General features: G+C 73.7%; 19 protein-coding genes. 14 read left to right on the plus strand and 5 right to left on the minus strand.

Annotated elements, in window-relative coordinates:
* The first annotated feature begins 156 nt into the window (after positions 1-156).
* The 4 genes from ACI1MP_RS24180 (at position 157) to ACI1MP_RS24195 (ending at position 2,733) form a co-directional block, all read left to right on the plus strand.
* Complete coding sequence (locus ACI1MP_RS24180) at positions 157-393, plus strand: TM2 domain-containing protein (RefSeq protein WP_043914175.1); 237 nt, start codon at positions 157-159, stop codon at positions 391-393.
* 80 nt (positions 394-473) lie between these two features.
* Positions 474-851 carry a DUF2752 domain-containing protein gene (locus ACI1MP_RS24185; protein ID WP_100588718.1) on the plus strand — a complete coding sequence of 126 codons (378 nt, stop codon included), beginning with the start codon at positions 474-476 and terminating at the stop codon, positions 849-851.
* 354 nt (positions 852-1,205) lie between these two features.
* Positions 1,206-1,856 carry an IclR family transcriptional regulator gene (locus tag ACI1MP_RS24190; protein WP_043914174.1) on the plus strand — a complete coding sequence of 217 codons (651 nt, stop codon included), beginning with the start codon at positions 1,206-1,208 and terminating at the stop codon, positions 1,854-1,856.
* A gap of 61 nt (positions 1,857-1,917) precedes the next feature.
* The gene (locus tag ACI1MP_RS24195) at positions 1,918-2,733 is read left to right on the plus strand and encodes a S16 family serine protease (RefSeq protein ID WP_404869452.1); all 816 of its coding nucleotides are present in this window, start codon (positions 1,918-1,920) and stop codon (positions 2,731-2,733) included.
* A gap of 185 nt (positions 2,734-2,918) precedes the next feature.
* On the opposite strand, the gene ACI1MP_RS24200 is transcribed toward ACI1MP_RS24195, so the two are convergent.
* The 3 genes from ACI1MP_RS24200 to ACI1MP_RS24210 all read right to left on the minus strand — a co-directional run bounded on the left by ACI1MP_RS24200 (position 2,919) and on the right by ACI1MP_RS24210 (position 5,026).
* Entirely contained in the window at positions 2,919-3,683 is a 765-nt protein-coding gene (locus tag ACI1MP_RS24200) for an IclR family transcriptional regulator (RefSeq protein WP_404869453.1), read from the minus strand.
* 153 nt (positions 3,684-3,836) lie between these two features.
* On the minus strand, positions 3,837-4,331 hold the full coding sequence (locus ACI1MP_RS24205; RefSeq protein WP_232734184.1) for an Lrp/AsnC family transcriptional regulator: 495 nt from the start codon (positions 4,329-4,331) through the stop codon (positions 3,837-3,839).
* Positions 4,332-4,411: 80 nt separating this feature from the next.
* On the minus strand, positions 4,412-5,026 hold the full coding sequence (locus tag ACI1MP_RS24210) for a hypothetical protein (RefSeq protein ID WP_404869454.1): 615 nt from the start codon (positions 5,024-5,026) through the stop codon (positions 4,412-4,414).
* A 167-nt stretch (positions 5,027-5,193) separates the two neighbouring features.
* Between ACI1MP_RS24210 and ACI1MP_RS24215 the strand changes: the two genes are divergently transcribed.
* From ACI1MP_RS24215 to ACI1MP_RS24225, 3 genes are all read left to right on the plus strand, one after another.
* Positions 5,194-5,898 carry a response regulator transcription factor gene (locus ACI1MP_RS24215; protein WP_083462505.1) on the plus strand — a complete coding sequence of 235 codons (705 nt, stop codon included), beginning with the start codon at positions 5,194-5,196 and terminating at the stop codon, positions 5,896-5,898.
* A gap of 17 nt (positions 5,899-5,915) precedes the next feature.
* Positions 5,916-7,295 carry a sensor histidine kinase gene (locus ACI1MP_RS24220; protein ID WP_404870825.1) on the plus strand — a complete coding sequence of 460 codons (1,380 nt, stop codon included), beginning with the start codon at positions 5,916-5,918 and terminating at the stop codon, positions 7,293-7,295.
* A 424-nt stretch (positions 7,296-7,719) separates the two neighbouring features.
* The gene (locus ACI1MP_RS24225) at positions 7,720-9,132 is read left to right on the plus strand and encodes a glycosyltransferase 87 family protein (RefSeq protein WP_404869455.1); all 1,413 of its coding nucleotides are present in this window, start codon (positions 7,720-7,722) and stop codon (positions 9,130-9,132) included.
* A 67-nt stretch (positions 9,133-9,199) separates the two neighbouring features.
* Here ACI1MP_RS24225 and ACI1MP_RS24230 read toward each other — a convergent pair whose 3' ends face one another.
* The gene (locus ACI1MP_RS24230) at positions 9,200-9,619 is read right to left on the minus strand and encodes an SsgA family sporulation/cell division regulator (protein WP_404869456.1); all 420 of its coding nucleotides are present in this window, start codon (positions 9,617-9,619) and stop codon (positions 9,200-9,202) included.
* 420 nt (positions 9,620-10,039) lie between these two features.
* Between ACI1MP_RS24230 and ACI1MP_RS24235 the strand changes: the two genes are divergently transcribed.
* Positions 10,040-11,764 (plus strand): RDD family protein, encoded by a 1,725-nt coding sequence (locus ACI1MP_RS24235; RefSeq protein ID WP_404869457.1) that lies wholly within the window; start codon positions 10,040-10,042, stop codon positions 11,762-11,764.
* 122 nt (positions 11,765-11,886) lie between these two features.
* Positions 11,887-12,570 carry an RDD family protein gene (locus tag ACI1MP_RS24240; RefSeq protein WP_100588601.1) on the plus strand — a complete coding sequence of 228 codons (684 nt, stop codon included), beginning with the start codon at positions 11,887-11,889 and terminating at the stop codon, positions 12,568-12,570.
* Between the two features lie 127 nt (positions 12,571-12,697).
* On the opposite strand, the gene ACI1MP_RS24245 is transcribed toward ACI1MP_RS24240, so the two are convergent.
* Positions 12,698-12,985 (minus strand): hypothetical protein, encoded by a 288-nt coding sequence (locus ACI1MP_RS24245; RefSeq protein ID WP_404869458.1) that lies wholly within the window; start codon positions 12,983-12,985, stop codon positions 12,698-12,700.
* A 240-nt stretch (positions 12,986-13,225) separates the two neighbouring features.
* Here ACI1MP_RS24245 and ACI1MP_RS24250 point away from each other — a divergent pair, with 240 nt between their 5' ends.
* From ACI1MP_RS24250 to ACI1MP_RS24270, 5 genes are all read left to right on the plus strand, one after another.
* Positions 13,226-13,915 (plus strand): endonuclease V, encoded by a 690-nt coding sequence (locus ACI1MP_RS24250; RefSeq protein WP_404869459.1) that lies wholly within the window; start codon positions 13,226-13,228, stop codon positions 13,913-13,915.
* A gap of 140 nt (positions 13,916-14,055) precedes the next feature.
* Entirely contained in the window at positions 14,056-14,514 is a 459-nt protein-coding gene (locus ACI1MP_RS24255; RefSeq protein WP_380341061.1) for a hypothetical protein, read from the plus strand.
* Positions 14,515-14,578: 64 nt separating this feature from the next.
* Positions 14,579-16,033, plus strand: a complete 1,455-nt coding sequence (locus tag ACI1MP_RS24260) for a WXG100 family type VII secretion target (protein ID WP_380341058.1) — start codon at positions 14,579-14,581, stop codon at positions 16,031-16,033.
* A 92-nt stretch (positions 16,034-16,125) separates the two neighbouring features.
* Positions 16,126-17,562 carry a S8 family serine peptidase gene (locus ACI1MP_RS24265; RefSeq protein ID WP_404869460.1) on the plus strand — a complete coding sequence of 479 codons (1,437 nt, stop codon included), beginning with the start codon at positions 16,126-16,128 and terminating at the stop codon, positions 17,560-17,562.
* Positions 17,563-17,647: 85 nt separating this feature from the next.
* Positions 17,648-18,094 carry an HIT family protein gene (locus tag ACI1MP_RS24270; RefSeq protein WP_380341054.1) on the plus strand — a complete coding sequence of 149 codons (447 nt, stop codon included), beginning with the start codon at positions 17,648-17,650 and terminating at the stop codon, positions 18,092-18,094.
* Positions 18,095-18,108 lie beyond the last annotated feature (14 nt).

Genomic DNA, 18,108 nt, shown 5'->3' on the forward strand with positions numbered 1-18,108 from the left:
GGAAGTGTGGAGACGAGCGGTCCTACGATCCGCTAATCTTCCGCGTGCCGGTGCTGGGGGGACCAACACTCATGTGTGGTGCGCCTCGGCATGCGGTCGACCTGCCGATGCCGTCCCGTCCGACGCTCCGGCCCGCACTGTTAAGAGGAGCCCACGGTGGCGTACCCCAACCAGAACCCCGAGCTGTCCGACAAGTCCAAGGTCGTCGCCGGAATCCTGCAGATCCTGCTGGGCGGCTTCGGCGTCGGCCGCTTCTACACCGGCCACATCGGCATGGGCATCGCCCAGCTGCTCACCTGCGGCGGCCTCGGCTTCTGGGCGCTGATCGACGGCATCATCTTCCTGGTCAGCGACACCCGCACCGACGCCCAGGGCCGTCTGCTGCGCAGCTGACCTTGCACGCCGAGGAGAACGGCCGGCACCCCCGCCCCGCGGACACCCGCGGCGGGGGCGCCGGCCGTTCGCCGTTCGCGCTGCTGCGCCACCCCGCCGCCGCCCCGCTCGGCCTGCTCGCCGCCGGCCTGGCCGCCGCCGGCTACCTGTACACCCGCAATCCGCACCTGCCCGGCCAGGCCCTGCCGTTCTGCCCCTGGCGCCGACTGACGGGCCTTCAGTGCCCCGGCTGCGGCGGCACCCGGATGGTCTGGGACCTGATGCACGGCGACCTGCTCGCCGCCTGGCACGACAACGCCGCGCTGCTGCTCGCGCTCCCCTTCGTCGCCGCCTGGTACCTGGTGCGGCTGCGGCACGGGCTGGCCGGCCGGCACTGGAAGCTGCGCCTCGGGCCGCGTGCCGTCACCGCGATCCTCGTCGCCGCCGCGCTCTGGGCCGTCGGCCGCAACGTCCTCTGACCCCCGCCGCCGGGAGGCGGTGTCCGGCTACCGGTCAGATATCGAACACCAGAGCGGTCGAGGTCGGAGTTTTGGGTGCCTTGTCCGTTTTTTCATCGCGACTTTCCAACGATGTGGACCGGATTTTGAACAACCACTTCCGCAGCGCACCTCCCGTTCACTAGCGTCTCCCCAATCCCGTCCGGGCCCCCACCCCACAGGCCGGTCGGACAACCGCGGAGCCCTGCGACCGGCCGACGACGCCGAGGCCGGTCTCCCGCGCCGGACACCCACGCTGGCGTGTGATCAATTCCGGTGCAGCCAAAGGTAGTTGTGCCGTAGGGTCGGATTCGCCGCGGAAAGGACCTGGCGTTCGTGACTGCTGAGACCTCCCAGACTCTGGACCGAGGTGTCCGAGTACTGAAACTGCTCGCCGACTCCGAGCGCGGGCTGACGGTGACCGAGCTGGCCGCCCGACTGGCCGTCAACCGCACGGTGGTGTACCGCCTGCTGGCCACCCTGGAACAGCACGGCCTGGTCCGCCGCGACATCGGCGGCCGCGCCCGGGTCGGCCTCGGCGTGCTGCGCCTCGCCCACCGGGTGCACCCGCTGCTGCGCGAGGCCGCGCTGCCCGCGCTGCGCTCGCTCGCCGAGGACCTCGGCGCCACCGCCCACCTCACCCTGGTCGACGGCAACGAGGCGCTCGCCGTCGCCGTGGTCGAACCGACCTGGACGGACTTCCACGTCGCCTACCGCACCGGCCTGCGCCACCCGCTCACCGAGAGCGCGGCCGGCCGGGCGATCCTGGACGCCCGTGGCTTCCCCGGCCAGCGCCGCCCCGAGCAGGGCTTCGTGATCACCCGGGCCGAGGAGCAGTCCGGCGCCTGCGGCGCCGCCGCCGCGCTGATCGGCCTGAGCGGCATCGAGGGCAGCGTCGGCGTGGTGATGCTCAACGGCCTGGTGCCCGAGCGGGTTGGCCCGCGCGTGGTGGAGGCCGCCACCGAGGTCGCCGACGCGCTGCGCTGAACCCGGCCGCGGCCGGGTCGATCCGCGCGGCCGTCCCTGGCGGCGGCCCCGGTGTGTTTGGATGCGGGGTGTGCCTCTCCAGAACCTGCCCACGGCCCTGACCGCCCCGCGCAGCCGCGCCCTCGCCCTGTGCGCGCTGCCGGTGCTGGCACTGTTCGCGGTGGCCGCGTTCGTGCCGCTGCCCTATACGGTGGAGTCGCCCGGCATCACCGCGGACACCCTGGGCAGGTACAACGGCCGGCCGGTGATCACCATCACCGGGGCGCAGCAGCGCGCCACCGAGGGCCAGCTGCGGATGGTCACCATCTCGGCCACCGAGCCGGGGCGCCGCAACTCCCTGCGGGACTCGCTGCGGGCCTGGGTCGACCCCGAGCAGGTGGTGGTGCCCACCGAGGAGGTCTACCCGCAGAGCAACCCGAAGCAGGCCAACGAGGTGACGCAGCAGCAGATGACGCAGTCCCGGGACGACGCCACCACGGCCGCCCTGGGCTACCTTCACCTGTCGCCCGACCAGGTGAAGGTCACCATCGACCTCGGCGACATCGGCGGCCCCAGCGCGGGCCAGATGCTGGCCCTGGGCATCGTGGACAAGATCGCCGGCGACGGCCGGGGCGGCGACCTGACCGGCGGCCGGACCGTGGCCGGCACCGGCACGATCGACTCGGCCGGGCGGATCGGACCGGTCGGCGGCGTCCCGCTGAAGACCCAGGCGGCGGCCCGCGACGGGGCCACCGTGTTCCTGCTGCCGCGCAGCGAGTGCACCCAGGCCAAGGTCAACACCCCCGACGGGCTGCAGCTCGTCCCGGTGGACACCCTCGCCGAGTCGGTCGCCGCCCTCCAGGCGCTGCACGACGGCGGCGCCGTCCCGCACTGCTGAACCGCCCCGACGCCGAGTCGGTCGCCGCCCTCCAGGCGCTGCACGACGGCGGCGCCGTCCCGCACTGCTGAACCGCCCCGACGCCGAGTCGGTCGCCGCCCTCCAGGCGCTGCACGACGGCGGCGCCGTCCCGCACTGCTGAACCGCCGCGTCGGGCCGTCCGTCGGGGCGCCCCGCAGGCCGGCCTACACGCCGAACGCCGCAGTCGCCAGGTCCTCGCCGACCCGGGCTTGGAGCTTCCCGGCCACCGCGGTCAACCGGTGCGCCTGGGAGAGCGGCAGCGCCACCGCGATCGCCGCCAGTTCGCTGCCCAGCACGATCGGCACCGCCGCCCCCACCAGGCCCAGCTGGTACTCCTGGTACTGGGTGATCGGCGCGGCCCGCTGCGGCCCCGGTCCGGGCAGCAGCGGCAGCTGGGCGGGCTGCCGAAGGGTGTACGGGGTGAACGGCACCATCGGGTGGCTCGCCAGGTACTCCCGGCGCTCCTCGGCGGACAGCAGCGCCAGCAGGGTCTTGCCGCTGGCGTGGGCGTGCGCGCCGGACCGGAAGTTCGCCGGGTCGGCGGTGGCGGTGCCGGGCGCGGCGCGGGCGGCCACCAGCTCCACCTCGCCGTCCTTGTACCGGGCGTAGTGCACGGCGGCGTTCAGCTCGTGGGCGATCCGGCGGAGCATCCGGTCCAGCCGGATCCGCCCGGCCTCCGGCCCGTCCGGGTCCTCCGCGCTCAGCCCCAGCACCGCGGGCCCGGTTCGGTAGCGGCCCTCGCGGCGCTCCAGGTACCGGTCGTGCACCAGGGTGCGCAGCAGGTGGTAGGTGGTGCCGAGGGCCAGCTCGGTGTCCCGGGCGAGCTGCTTGGCGGTGGCGCCGGCCGGATGCCGGGCGGCGGCCTCCAGCAGCCGCAGGGCGCGTTGCGCGGAGGCGATCAGGGTGGGCGCCTCGGTGCCCCGCTTCACCGCGGCGCCCCGGAGGCGCGGAGGGCGGACGGCGGACCGGGGGCGGCCCCGGGGTTCACACTTGCGTTCATTGCCTGCACGAGCCATAGGCATATGTCATAACGCGGCGTTCGTCACCTGCGGACACGCCCGGACGCCCGGGGCGGCCCCCCGTCAGGACCCGTCCGCGGCCCCCGCGGCCTGCTCCACCAGCGGCAGGATCCGGTACGGCACCGGGTTCTCCAGGGCGATCGCGGTGGACGCCCGGACGATCCCGTCGAAGCCCACCACCCGGTCGATCACCCGCTGCAGATCGGCGTTCGACCGGGCCACGATCCGCACCAGCATGTCGCCGTGACCGGTGATGGTGTGCAGCTCCAGCACCTCCGGCACCGCCGCCAGGTGCGCCCGTACGACGGTGCCCTGCCCCTGCGAGATCTCCAGCGTCGCGAACGCCGTCACCGGATAGCCCAACGCCCCCGGGTCCACCTGCGGGCCGAACCCGCCGATCACCCCGCGCGCCTGCAGCCGGTCCAGCCGGGCCTGCACCGTGCCGCGCGCCACCTGCAGGCGGCGCGAACACTCCAGCACCCCGATCCGCGGCTCCTCGGCGAGCAGCCGGATCAGTCTTCCGTCCAGCGCGTCGATGGCGTCGGGCTGCGGGGGCACGGGCGGCTCCTCGGTGGTGCGGGCGTCGACCGACATTGTGGGGTCGGCGCGGCCCGCCCGTCAGCCCACTGAGCCGCACGTCACCCCGGGACGACCTGCACGTCCGGCTGGTAGCCGTTCCACGTCACGATCAGGTAGGAGACCCGGTCGTCCTTGCTGAAGTTGACCCGCAGCCACTGGTCGCCGTGCCAGACCTGCATCGCCCAGCCCGCCTCCGGGGTCGCCGACACCAGCTGCACGTCGTGTTCCCGGATGTCGAGCGCCACCCGGCCGCCCGGCATCAGGTAGCTCTTCACCGTCCCGGTCGTGCTGCTCGGCGTGGCGCGGATCGCCGCGGTGCTGCGCGACGGCGAGGCCTGACCGCGGCTCGGGCTCGGACCCCCGCCCGGGTTCGCGGGCGGGTCCGGGTCGGGACCGGGGCGCGGGGTCGCCGTGGCGCCGGCGGAACCCGGGCCGCCGGGTCCGCCAGGTCCGCCGGAGGCGCCCGGGTCGGTCGGCGGGGCGCCCGTCGCCGCGGGAGGCGGCGCGGTCGCCGCCGTCCCCGGCTCCGGCGAGGCCGCCGACGGCAGCGGAAGCGCCACCGGGCCTTCGAACACCGTGTCGGCCAGCACCGCGTGCACGCCGAGCCAGGACAGCGCCACCGCCGCCCCGGTGGCTGCCGTCCAGGCGCCCAGTTGAACCCATCCGCTCCGCATCGCGGGCCATCCTGCCGTACTCAGGTCACGAGCAGGTCAGTGCCCCGGTCAATCCTCAGCAACCTTGCAGATCACACCCCCAGAGGACCCGTCAGACAGCCGCCCGGGCCCGCCAGGGCCACCCAAGGTACAGACCAGTTGGTCGCGATGCCGTACCGTGCAGCCCCATGGCAACAGTGCTTGTGGTCGAGGACGACCCCTTTGTGCGTTCCGCCCTGATCCGCCATCTGGCCGACTCCGGCCACGCCGTGCGCTCCGTCGGCACCGCCCTGGAGGCGCTGCGGGAAGTCGCCCAGGTCGGCTGCGACCTGGTGATCCTCGATCTGGGCCTGCCGGATCTGGACGGCAGCGAGGCGCTCAAGATGATCCGCGGACTGACCAACGTACCGGTCATCATCTCCACGGCCCGCGACGACGAGGCGGAGATCGTCCGGCTGTTGAACGACGGCGCCGACGACTACCTGGTGAAACCGTTCTCCGGCGAGCACCTCACCGCCCGGATGGCCGCCGTGCTGCGCCGGCTCGGCGGCGGCTCGCTGATGGCCCCTCAGATCCTGCGGGTCGGCGGCCTCGCCATCGACCCGCAGCGCCGGGAGGCCCTGCTCGACGGAGAACGGCTCGACCTCACCCGGCGCGAATTCGACCTGCTGGCGTTCCTCGCGGCCCGGCCCGGCGTGGTCGTCCCGCGCAAGGAGATCCTCGCCGAGGTGTGGCGGCAGACCTACGGCGGCGACCAGACCATCGACGTCCACCTGTCCTGGCTGCGCCGCAAGCTCGGCGAGACCGCCTCCAGCCCGCGCTACCTGCACACCGTGCGCGGCGTCGGCGTCCGGCTGGAAGCGCCCTCGGAACCGGTCGGGTGCGCGCCGTGAAACGCCTGCTCCGCTCGCTGCGCTGGGCGATGGTCAAGGCCGCCGTCGCCGGCACCGTCATGGTCGCGCTGGCGTTCCTCATCCCGCTCGGCCTGGTCGTCCAGCACACCGCCCGCGACCGGGCCTTCACCGCCGCCCAACGGCAGGCCGCCGCCCTCGGTCCGGCGCTCGCCATCACCACCGACCAGGACGCCATCGCCCGCGCCCTGGCCTCCACCGACGCCGGGGCCGAGGACCGGCTCGCCGTCCACCTGCCCGGCGGCCCGGTGGTCGGCCACACCCGGGTCGACGCCGGGCAGCTCGGCTCCGCCGAGACCCAGGGCCGCTCCCGCGGCGGCACCGTCCGCACCGCCGGCGGCTACGCGCTGCTCCAGCCGGTCGCCGTCGACAACGGCCGGGTCGCCATGGTCGAGGTGTTCGTCGCCGACGCCGATCTGTCGCGCGGCGTCGGCACCGCCTGGCTGGTGCTCTCCGGCGTCGCGCTCGCCCTGGTCGCGGTGTCCGTCGGGGTCGCCGACCGGATGGGCGCCCGAATCGTCCGCTCCGCCCGCCGCCTCGCCACCGCCGCCCGCTCGCTCGGCTCCGGCAACCTCGCCGTCCGGGTCCCGGTCGACGGGCCCGAGGCGGCGGGCGCACCCGAAGAGCTCCGCGAAGCCGCCTACGCGTTCAACGCCATGGCCGACCGCGTCGTCCACCTGCTCGCCGCCGAACGGGAGCTCGCCGCCGACCTGTCGCACCGGCTGCGCACCCCGCTCACCGTGCTCCGGCTCAACGCCGCCGCCCTCGGCGCGGGCGACGCCGCCGACGCGACCCGGCACGCCGTCGCCCAGCTCGAACGCGAGGTCGACCAGATCATCCGCACCGCCCGCCGGGACCCGGTGGCCGCCCCGCCGGTCGTCCTCGGCTGCGACGCCGTCGAAGTGATCCGCGAACGCGTCGCGTTCTGGTCCGCCCTCGCCGAGGACGAGGGCCGGCCCTGGCAGCTGGCCGGCGACCGGGAGCCGGCGCCCGTGCCCGTGCAGCGCGGCGACCTGGCCGCCGCCGTCGACGCGCTGCTCGGCAACGTGTTCCGGCACACCGCCGTCGGCACCGCGTTCGCCGTCGACCTGACCGTCACCGAGGACGGCGTGACCGTCCTGGTCGGCGACGCCGGACCGGGCTTCGCCGACCCGGCCCCGGCGATCCGCCGCGGCGGCGGCCACGGCGGCGAAGGCTCCACCGGCCTCGGCCTGGACATCGTCCGCAAACTCGCCGAGAGCACCGGCGGCGACGTCGCCCTCGGCCGCTCCGCCGCCCTCGGCGGCGCCGAGATCGGGGTGCGGCTCAACACCCGCACCCAAGTCGAACTGCCGCGCCAGCAACGGCGCCGCTCCGGCCGCCTCATCCGCAAGGACTGACCACAGGCCGATGACACCGACACAGCAGCTGTTACCGCGGGGGCGACAGCTGGTGTCGCTCCTCTTCCTTAAGTACTCCCCAGTACCGCCTCAGCGGCGCCTGATGCCGCCCCGGCCGCGCGATTGCGGCCCGCCGACGCGGCTAGGGTCGGCCGCACGCCGATCACCGTCCGCATCGGCGGGCCGCACCCCGGGAGCGCGGCCACCCGAAACCGGCGGTCGCCCCGGGCCGGGGCCGAGCCCGCGCGGTCACCCTTCCCCGTGACCGCGCCGCAGGCCCCCGGCGGGGAGCCCGGGGCGACCGCGACCGGACCCGCGCCTCCCGGGCGCGCCCCGCGACGATCGTGACCGGTGGCGCGAACCGGGAGGTCGGGTAGTGTCGGCTGCTGGCCCAGCGCAGGTCGACGGCGGACGGAGCAACACAGTGACCACGGTGCAAGCAGAACGCGCCACACCCTCCGGCGGACCCGAACAACCACCCGTCCCCGCCTGGCAGCGCGCCCTCACCGCACCCGCCCGCCTGCTCGCCGACATCACCGCCGCGCTGCGCGCCGCCCCCCGGCGGCAGCTGCGCATCGCCGGCGCGGTCGCCCTGGTCTCCCTGCTCGGCTACGCGGTCCTGCGGCACTTCGTCGGCACCTCGATGGTCGACATGATCGTCTACCGGGCCGAGGGCGCCGCCGTCGCCCACGGCCAGGACCTGTACGCGCTCCGGGTCACCGAGTGGGACCTGCCCGCCACCTATCCGCCGTTCGCCGCCATGCTGTTCGTGCCGACCACCTGGTTCGGCATCCCGTTCCTGCGGGTCGCCGTCACCCTCGGGAACCTGCTGCTGCTGGCCACCCTCGCCCACCTGTCCTTCAAGCTGGTCGGCTGGCCGCGCCGCGAACTGCGCCCGGTCGGCGTGATCCTGATCACCGGACTGGGCGTCTGGCTGGAACCCGTCTTCACCACCCTGCGCTACGGACAGATCAACCTCGCCCTGGCCTGCCTGATCCTCTGGGACCTCACCCGCTCCGACCACGCCCGCTCCAAGGGCCTCGCCATCGGCCTCGCCGCCGGCATCAAGGTCACCCCCGGCCTGTTCGCCGTCTACCTGCTGATCACCGGCCGGATCCGGGCCGCCCTGGTGGCCGGCGCCGCCTTCGTCGGCACCTTCCTGATCGGCGCGCTGGTCCTGCCGGACGCCACCCGGGGCTTCTGGACCACGTACCTCTTCGACTCCACCCGGGTCGGCAAGACCGTCATCGTCGACAACCAGTCGCTGAGCGGCCTGGTCGCCCGCCTGCTGCACACCGAGAACCCCGGACTGCCCGCCACCGCGCTCGCCGCCCTGGTCGCCGTCGCCGGCCTCGGCATCGCCGTCTGGGCGCACCGCAGCGCCCGCTGGTCGCCCCGGGCCGACGCCTGGAGCGTGTGCGCCGCACTGGTCACGGCCGTGCTGATCTCCCCGATCAGCTGGACCCACCACTGGGTGTGGTGCGTGCCGATGCTGGTGCTGCTCGCCGCCGAGGCCGCCCACGAACGCTCCCGCCCCGCCGCCGTCCGGCGCTTCCGCTGGCGGATCGTGTTCGGCCTGACCCTGCTCGGCTTCCTCTCCTTCGCGATGTGGATCGTCCCGCACAAGGGCGACCTGGACCTGCACCTGCCGCTCCTCAGCCAGGCCCCCGCCTCCGTCTACCCCCTGCTCGGCCTGTGCTTCCTGGCCGTCGCCGCACTGCGCGTGCACTCCCGCCGCCGCGCCGCCGGCGCCCCGCTGGTCCGCCTCCCCGCCCCGCGCGCCGACCTCGACGGGCTCGGCAGCACCGGCACCCAGAAGGCCCCCGCGACCCACTGAGCACCGACGCGACCGGGGCGGGTGCGGGCCCCGGTGCGTCCATCGGCGCGGCTCTCGGCCCGGGCTGTCATGCCAGCAGCTCGGCGAGCGAGCCGTCCAGGTCCATCGCCTCCAGCTCGGCGCCCGGCGGCACCAGCCGGTGCGCCCGCTCCAGCCACGCCGCGACGGTGGGCAGCGGCGCCTCCAGCAGCGCGTCGCCGGCCGGCGAGCTCAGCGCCATGCACAGCACGCTGCGCCGCCCCGCGCGGGTCGGCCAGATCCGGACGTCGCCCTGGCCGCACGGCCGGAACGTTCCCTCCACCAGCAGCTCCCGGGCGAACACCCAGGTGACCGGCGTCCCGCTGTCCAGGTGGAAGGTCACGTACACCGCGAACGGGTCGTGGCTCCCGTACGACAACCGCGCCGGCACCGGGACGCTGCGCTCCGGCGACAGCACCAGCTCCAGCTCCAGCTCCTGCTCCACCACTCCGGTCGGCTGTCCGGCCATGGCCGCTCACCCTCTCGCCTCCGTGTGAGGCCGCTCGCCTCCGCGTGCGGCCGCCGATCGGCCGCACACCCGGAGAGAGGGCGGGCGCCGCGCACTCTTACACGGGTTTCCGAGAACTTTTCCGACGGACTTTCCGCAGAACCTTTTCCCCGCCGCCCCGGTTGTTCCGGAGAGGACACCGGGCAGGACACCGAACCGGCCGACCGCGGCCCCGGCGCGACCGACCCGACTCCCAGGACTCGCGCCGTACCACTCGAGTCCGTCCCGTTCCACCCGTTTCACGAGTTCCGATGAACCGGGCGGACCGGGCCCCTCCAGGTACTACTCTTTGTGACTGCCCGGCGACTCTCCGCCCGCGGCGGCCCTGTTGCGCACATCCGCACACCTGCACGCCGCGGTGCCGGTACGAAGGAAGAGGCAATGACGGACCGGCTCCCCACCGCAGCACCGATGCTCGGCACGACCGTGCCCGCCGAAGCCGGGGCACCCGGCTACTACCCCGACCCCTCGGTACCCGGCTTCGTCCGCTACTGGGCCGGCCACGCCTGGGTCCCCGGCACCAGCCGGGCCGCCCCCGCCCCCGGCGAACAGCTCCAGCCCCCGCGCTTCGTCGCCCGCTACATCGGCCCGCCGCCCTACAGCGTCCCGCCCGGCCTCGCCCCCGTCGCGCCCACCGGCCCGCTGATCGAGACCGGCCCGATCTACCTCGACGAGACCGGCGCCCACACCGCGTTCAACATGCCCGCCCACCCCGATCCGGTGGAACCCCCGCCCGCCGCCGTCGAGATCCGCCCGCGCACCGGGACGGCGCCGCTGCGCCCCGTCGAGCCCGCCCCCTGGGCCGTCACCGGCAACGGACTCCAGCCCGCTGCCGCGGAGTCCTGGGCCACCGCCGCCGCGCTGCGCCTGGGCCCGGTGTCGGTCCCGGCCCCTGCCCCGGTGCCGGAGGCGGCGCCGGTGCCCGAGGCGGTGGTGGTGGCGCCGCGCGGGCCGGTGGGGGACGGTCGGGAGGCGCGTGCCGTCCGGGAGCGCCGCGAAGCCCCGGAGGCGGCCGAGGTGCTGGACGCGGTTCACGACGCAGTGCGCGAGGCGGTTCAGGGCGCGGTTCAGGAGCCGGTGATCGTGGAGGAGGTCGCGCCGCGCCCCGCCCAGCCGCTCGGCGGGACGCCCTGGCACGGCGGCGGTGGCGGGGCGGGCGGCGACGGCTCGGTGGGGATGTCGGCCGCGCCCGGGCCGCTGTACGAGCCGCGGCCGGCCCACGAGCGGCCGGCCCCGCACGAGCCGCTGCGCGGACGGAGCGCGGGGGAGGCGCGTTCGGGCCCGGGCGCGCCGGCGGAGGAGGCGCACGACGCCGAGCCGGCCGCCGGTACGGGCTGGCGGGCGGACCCGCGGGCGCAGCGCGGCCTGATGGACACCGGGGAGGCGCCGCGGCGGGTGTCCTGGGGCGTCGATGCGGCGCTCGACGAGGCCGTCGAGTCCCCTCTGGAGCGGGCCGCGCGGGAGCCGCGGGCGGCCCACGTCACCAGCGAGCGGGTGCGGCCGCCGCGCGAGCGCGAGGCGGGGCCGCGGGTCGCCCCGGCCGAGGAGCGTCCCGTGGCGCGGGTGCGCGGCGGTGACGGCGGGAAGCAGCGCCGGACGGCCGCGCCGGCGCCCGTCCCGGCGGGGCTCGCGGCGCGGACCTTCGGGTGGCTGGTGGACGGGGCGGTGACGCTCGTGGTCGGGGCGGCCGTCGCGGTGCCGATGGCGGCCACGGTCTCGGCGCACGTCCAGAAGAAGATCGCCCAGGCGCAGCTGGCCGCCCGGTTGACCGGCCGGCAGCACCAGGTGTGGCTGCTGGACCAGGTGGTGCTGGGCCGGCTGGGCGTGGTGCTCGGCGTGCTGCTGCTGTTCGCCCTGCTTTACCACGTGCTGCCGGTCGCGCGGACCGGCCGGACCTTCGGCAAGCGGCTGGCCCGGATCCGGGTGGTCGCCGCGGGCGGCAGCCGTCCGCCGGGCTTCGGACGGGCGCTGCTGCGCTGGCTGGTGGGCGGGCTCGGCACCGTCCTGCTGGTGGGCCTGTTCGCGCCGCTGCTGGACCGTCCGGCCCGACGCGGCTGGCACGACCGGGTGGCCCGGACCCGGGTGGTGCGGGTGGCGCGGCGCTGACGGCGGGTTACCCGGCGCGCTCCCGGTCCGGTGCGTCGGCCGCTCGGTCGACGGTCGTCGAAAGGGACGGAAACGGCGTAAATGTCCCAACATCGTAGTAATCGCGGTGTTCTACTCGTGCCATGAGCACCCACGACGACCCCTCTGGGACCGAGCCGGAGGAGGAGGGCGGCAAGCCTTCCTTCGACAAGCAGCCGCCGTCGGCGGGCAGCCCGTACGACACGCCGCCCGGCTACGGTGGCCAGTACGGTGCGCCGCCCGGATCGGGCTCCCCCTACGACAACCGGCCGCCCGGCTACGGCCCCCCGCCCGGTCAGACCCCGCCCCCCGGCGACCCGTACGGCTCGCCCTACGGCGCGCCCGGCCCCGGCCCGATCCCCGGAATGCCCGCGCTCGGCGGCTGGGGCGCACGGATCGTCGCCACCGTGGTCGACTGGATCATGGTGGAGGCGGTCGCCGTCCTGGTTCTGCTGCCGTTCGTCAACTTCGGCCGGCAGGACGGCTGGGTCGGCTCGGCCTGGCTCGGCTACCTGCTCTTCCTGGTCTACCAGGGCCTGATGCTCAGCCGGGACGGCCAGACCCTCGGCAAGAAGCTGATGAAGGTCCGGGTCGCGATGCTCGCCGACGGCTCGTCCCCGACCGCCGGCGCCGCCTGGACCCGCGCCGCGACCTTCGTCGTTCCCGCCCTGCTCTGCTGCGGCGGCCTCTGGTGGCCCGTCGACGGCCTGTTCGGCGTCTTCGACAAGCCCTACCGCCAGTGCATCCACGACAAGGCCGCCAAGACGGTGGTGGTCTCCACCGCCTGACGGGCGCCCGGCTCGGCGTGGTGGGTTCTCTTGGGCCGGGTTCTCTTGGGCCCCGGGCCCGTGGCAGCCATCGACCTGCCGCGGGCCCGGGAGTCGCTGCGTCCGGCCACCGGTTCCGGGGACGCGGCTACCGGGACTGGTGGGCGTATTCGGGTTGGCGGGCCGGCGGCGCGGGGGCGGCGGCCGTCGGTACCCGCGGACGGGTGGTGAGCAGGACGGCGGACAGCGTCCCGAGCGCGACCGCGAACGCCACCAGCACCGCGACCCGCCACACGCCGGTCTCCCCGGACACGGCCAGCAGGACCACTGCGGCGGTCGTCGCGATCAGGGCGCCGAGAACCACCTGGACCGGGCCGGGACGGGCGGCGGCCGACGGGCGGACGGCGCGGGACGACGGGGCGGTGGGGCGCGTCATGGCGGTCAACCCTTCGCGCGGGGACTGGGGCCGGGTCGGGTTTCTCCGGCCCGTTCGGTAAGTTCAGCCTAGCCTTTGGGAGTTGAGCTGATCGGGGGCACAGGGGGCGCACAGGCTCACGCGGCTCGGCGTCGGGCCCTCGGTCTCCGCCCCGCAGCCCCGAGCGATAGCGTGCACACGGACAACGCCGGGGTGGGTGGCCGCCCCGTGCCACCTGTATCCGACCCGCCCGGAGTCGCCGTGACCGTCCCCGCCGACTGGCCCACCACCGCGGAAGCCGCCCGCGCCGAACAGGAACGCCTGCGCCCCCTGGTCGTCCCCGAAGGCCCCGAACCCCCGCGCCGCCCCGGCACCCTGATCGCCGGCGTCGACGTCGCCTACGACGACGAACGCGACGTGGTCGCCGCCGCGGCCGTCCTGCTCGACTACGCGACCCTCGACGTCGTCGAACAGGTCACCGCCGTCGGCCGGGTGGCCTTCCCCTACCTCCCCGGACTGCTCGCCTTCCGCGAGCTCCCCGCCGTCCTCGACGCGCTGTCCCGGCTCACCCGCACCCCCGACCTGATCGTCTGCGACGGCTACGGCCTGGCCCACCCCCGCCGCCTCGGCCTCGCCAGCCACCTCGGCGTCCACACCGGCCTGCCCACCCTCGGGATCGCCAAGACCCCCTTCACCTTCACCCACGAGCCGCCCGGCGACCGCCGCGGCGACTGGTCCCCGCTCCTCGACGGCCCCGAGACGGTCGGCCGCGCCGTCCGGACCCGGCAGGGCGTCAAGCCCGTCTTCCTCTCCGTCGGCCACCGCATCGGTCTACCCGAAGCCACCGCCGTCACCCTCGCACTCACCCCCTCCTACCGCCTCCCCGAAACCACCCGCCGCGCCGACTCCCTCTGCCGCCGGGCCCTTGCCGCCACCGTCCCCACCCTCTGACCCCACCTCCCTTCACCAGGGGGCGTTTTGACGGACCGTTCCATGTGTTAGACATATGGACTGGAGCCAATTTTCCATCAGGCCCCAGGCGGTCGAGCGGGCAGTCCAGCGGGCAGCAGGTACGGGGGAGGTACGAATACATGAGCACAGGTGGCAAGGGCTACCAGGTAGAGGTCGACAGCCTGCGCGCGTTCGCGACGCAAGTCCGAGGACTGCTCAAGGAGTTCGAGGACGGCGCGGGCGGCGCGAAGGTGCACGGCCAGACGGGGTTGAGCCCGGCGGCGTTCGGCAGCTTCGCGGAGGCGCAGGCGTTGCACTCCAAGTACGGCGAGATGCGGGAGGGGTTGAGGTCGGTCCTCGACCAGATCCAGCAGTCGATCGACGAGGCGCAACAGAACGCCGACCGGACCGCGAACAACTACGAGGAGCAGGAGCACAACGCCAGCAAGCACCTGAAGCTGGCAAGCGACGGCTGGTCCACTGTGGCGCCCGTCCCGGTGACCTCGACCCAGCGCACCACCGCGGCGGCACCGCAGGCCGTACCGCCGGTCGGGAACGTGTCGCCGGCGGGCAGCGGAGAACCGAGGCCGAAGTTTTGATCGTCCGACACACAACGGCACCGGGTGACGGCCGAGCCACTGTTCGGTGTGAGGGGAGCCAATCGTGACCGACATGACCAACTTCAACTCCTACAGCCATGGCCAGATGCGCGGCATGGTCCAGTCCATGGACTCCGGCGCGGTCATGGCCGCCGCCGATCCCTGGCGTCGCGCCACCGACACGCTGAAGCAGATCCGTACGGCGCTGAACACTGCGGCTGCCGACGCCAGTGACTCCTGGCAGGGTGACACCAGCGATGCGTTCTACTCGCGGATGACCACGCTCGCCAGCACCGTCAACAACGTCGCGGCCTATTCGAACGACGCTGCCAGCGCGTTGGAAATGATGTCCGAGGCCATCGACAAGGCCAAGCGAGACATGCCCGAGGAGCCCGGGCTCTGGGACAAGGTGGGCGACGCGATCAGCGACACCGCCCAGCAGACGGTCGGCATCGACAACGAGGACACCCGTACTGCCATTGCGGACAGCCGCAAGCAGCAGGCGGTCACGGTGATGCAGACACTGGCAGCCAGCTACCGCGCCACGACGAACTACCTGAAGCCGCCGCTTCGTGGCATCGATGACAACAGGGATCTGCAGCCGCCGGACAATGGCGGTAGCTCTGCCCTTGGTGCTCTGATCATGGGCATCGGGGCCGGAATCGCTGCGCCGAACGGCGGGGCGACGGGTTCCGCCGGATCGCGTACCTCGAGCCAGAGCCCGGTGAGCAGCCGCACACCTCAAGCGCCGAAGCTGAAGCAGGTCGTGGTCCGGCCGACCGATCCGGGCATCTCCGGGGGTACGGCCAACGCAGTCCCGCAGCCGAAGGGCCCGGGTACGGGCATTGACGGCACTCTGGGCAGCAACGGTGGTGTCCGTGGGGGCACCGGGACGATCGGTGGCACCGGAGGAGCCAGTGGGGTCCACGGTCCGTCCGGTGGAGGTGGCCTCGGTCCGTCCGGCGGTGTGGGCGGCGGTTCGATCGGCCGTGGCGAGGGTGGACTGCTCGGCGGCGGCTCAGGCATCGGCACCAGCCGTGCCGGGTTCAGCGGCAACAGCGTCTCCAAGGCGGGCACCTTCGGTTCCGGCGGTTTGGGCGGCAGCGGTGGCCCGGGTGGCAGCGCTGGTGCGGGCGGTGCCGGCGGCGCCGGTGCGCATTCCGGCGGCCTGGGCACTGGCGGCAGTGCGGGTGGAAGCGGCATCGGCGTGCGTTCCGGTGGAAACCTGGCCGGAAAGGCCGGCGGCGTGATCGGCGAGTCGACCCACGCCACCGCCGGCGGGCGGGCGTTCACCGAAGGCGGCTCAGGTATCGGCCGCAACCGTCTCGGCCAGGGCGGCGCGGGAGGTCAGGCCGGTGGCCCGGGACAGGCCGGTGCCGCGCACGGTGGCGGCATGGGCGGCCAGGGCCAGGCCGGCAAGAAGGACAAGAAGCGCGGCAAGGACCGTCCGGACTACCTCGTCGAGGACGAGGAAACCTGGGCATCCGGCGATCAGGTCAACCCGAACGTGGTGGAATGACGTTCGGTCAGTAGAACTGTCGAACACGGTCGGCCGTCCCGCAGATCCGATGGTCTGCGGGGCGGCCGCTTCAACGAGTGGGGTGACGAGGCTTGACGATCAGCCGATCCGTGCGCGGTCTGGCCGTGCTCGCTGCAGGAGCCTTGGTCTGGGGTGTCAGCGCGGGGCCCGCGACTGCGGACGAAATCCGTAGCGGGCAGTGGGCGCTGGACAGCTACAGCGCGGCCGAGAAGGTCTGGCCGATCAGCAAGGGCGACGGGGTGATCGTTGCAGTCCTCGACTCCGGTGTTGGAGAACATCCCGACCTGACCGGTCAGGTCCTTCCGGGCACGGACTTCACCGGTGCCGGTAAGGACGGGCGGACTGACACCGACGGTCACGGGACCGGTATGGCCAGTGTCATTGCGGGGCATGGGCACGGCGATGGCGCAGGAATCATGGGTCTCGCACCCAACGCCAAGATTCTTCCTGTGAAGATTCACGTCGGCACCGGCACGAATATTCAGTCCGGTGACGGGGCGGAGATCGGCAAGGCGATCCGCTACGCGGTCGACAAGGGCGCGAAGGTCATCAACATGTCCTTCGTCGGGGGAAGCAAGTTTGACGACGGATATCAGGATGCGGTCAATTACGCCGTCCAGAAGGACGTGGTCCTTGTCGCCGGCTCCGGAAATGAGCCGGGTGCGGAGATTCGCTATCCGGCAGCCTTCCCCGGAGTGGTTGTGGTCGGTGCGATCTCGGACAGCGGAGACCTGTGGCCGAAGTCGACCACAGGACCTCAGTTGACGCTCGCCGCTCCGGGCGTCAACATCTACCGCGCGAACGGGAAGCAGGGGTACAGCACCGGCGACGGCACGTCCGACTCCACCGCATACGTGTCCGCGATTGCCGCACTGGTGCGGTCGAAGTACCCGAACCTGTCGGCGGGCCAGGTCATCAACCGGATGATCAAGAGCGCGGTGAAGCTGCCGAACAAGGGAACGTTCCCGAACAACCAGTACGGGTACGGTGTCGCATCTCCGTCCGCAGCGTTGGCCCCCAACCCCGAGGTGGACAACGGGTCCAAGGAGAATCCGCTGCTGAGCCGCGCGGGTTCGGGCGATGGTTCGTCCACCAAGACCCCTGGCTCGGGCGCCACGGATCCCGCGAAGTCGCCTCAGGCCGGCGGCGACTCCACCACCCCGCAGGCGGGTGGTGACTCCAAGAGCAGCAACGGCATGCTGATCGCGGTCGGCGGCGGCGTCCTCGGCCTGATCGTCATCGTCGTGATCGTCCTGCTGGTCCGCCGTTCCAAGAGCGGCGGCAACGGCCCCGGTGGCCCCGGTGGTCCGGCCGGCCCCGGTGGTGGCCCCGGCTACGGGTATCCGCCGCATCAGCCCGGGCCCGCCGGTTACGGGCAGCAGTCGCAGCCGGGGCAGGGCTACCCGCCGCAGCCGCCCTACCCGCAGTCGCAGGCGCCCTACCCGCAGCAGCAGGCGCCGTACCCGCCGCAGCAGCCGCCGGCCGGGGGGAATCCGTACCAGCGGTGACGGGGCTCGTTGTCGACGGCTCCTCTGCGAACGGCTCGGTCGTTCGTGGGGGAGCCGTTGTGCGTTCGGAGGGGTAAGGAGAGTCGTGACGGGGTGCTACTCCTGCGAGCGCGAGGCCGAGTTCGAGCGGTTGCCGCGCTACGAGCGGATCGCGGTGGACGAGCACTGGCGAGTGGTGCACGCGGTGGACTGTGCGCTGCCGGGCTGGCTCGTGCTGGTGCCGAGGCGGCATCTGGAGTCGATGGCGGAGTTGAGCACGGCCGAGGCGGCGGCGCTGGGTGGGTGGCTGGTGCGGTTGGCGAGGGCGGTGGAGGTGGTGACGGGGTGCGAGAAGGCGTATGTGGCGCAGTTCGGGGAGGCGGCCGGGTTCGCGCACGTGCACTTTCATGTGGTGCCGCGCGGGCCGGAGTTGGGGGTGGAGTTGCGCGGCCCGCGGGTGTTCGGGTTGTTGGGCGCCGGGGAGCGGGCCCTGACGGCGGCGCGGATGGACGAGGTCGCCGACAGGGTGGCCGCAGCGTTGGAGCAGTGGTGATCGGAGGACCAGTG

The sequence above is a fragment of the Kitasatospora griseola genome, from assembly GCF_044999035.1.
Classification (GTDB): domain Bacteria; phylum Actinomycetota; class Actinomycetes; order Streptomycetales; family Streptomycetaceae; genus Kitasatospora; species Kitasatospora griseola.

Bases quoted from the DNA above. Each gene is read 5' to 3' on its own strand.
- ACI1MP_RS24255 (WP_380341061.1), top strand. From the start codon at position 14,056: ATGAGCACAGGTGGCAAGGGCTACCAGGTAGAGGTCGACAGCCTGCGC.
- ACI1MP_RS24230 (WP_404869456.1), bottom strand. From the start codon at position 9,619: ATGGCCGGACAGCCGACCGGAGTGGTGGAGCAGGAGCTGGAGCTGGAG.
- ACI1MP_RS24210 (WP_404869454.1), bottom strand. From the start codon at position 5,026: ATGCGGAGCGGATGGGTTCAACTGGGCGCCTGGACGGCAGCCACCGGG.
- ACI1MP_RS24240 (WP_100588601.1), top strand. From the start codon at position 11,887: ATGAGCACCCACGACGACCCCTCTGGGACCGAGCCGGAGGAGGAGGGC.
- ACI1MP_RS24245 (WP_404869458.1), bottom strand. From the start codon at position 12,985: ATGACGCGCCCCACCGCCCCGTCGTCCCGCGCCGTCCGCCCGTCGGCC.
- ACI1MP_RS24215 (WP_083462505.1), top strand. From the start codon at position 5,194: ATGGCAACAGTGCTTGTGGTCGAGGACGACCCCTTTGTGCGTTCCGCC.
- ACI1MP_RS24235 (WP_404869457.1), top strand. From the start codon at position 10,040: ATGACGGACCGGCTCCCCACCGCAGCACCGATGCTCGGCACGACCGTG.
- ACI1MP_RS24195 (WP_404869452.1), top strand. From the start codon at position 1,918: ATGCGGGGTGTGCCTCTCCAGAACCTGCCCACGGCCCTGACCGCCCCG.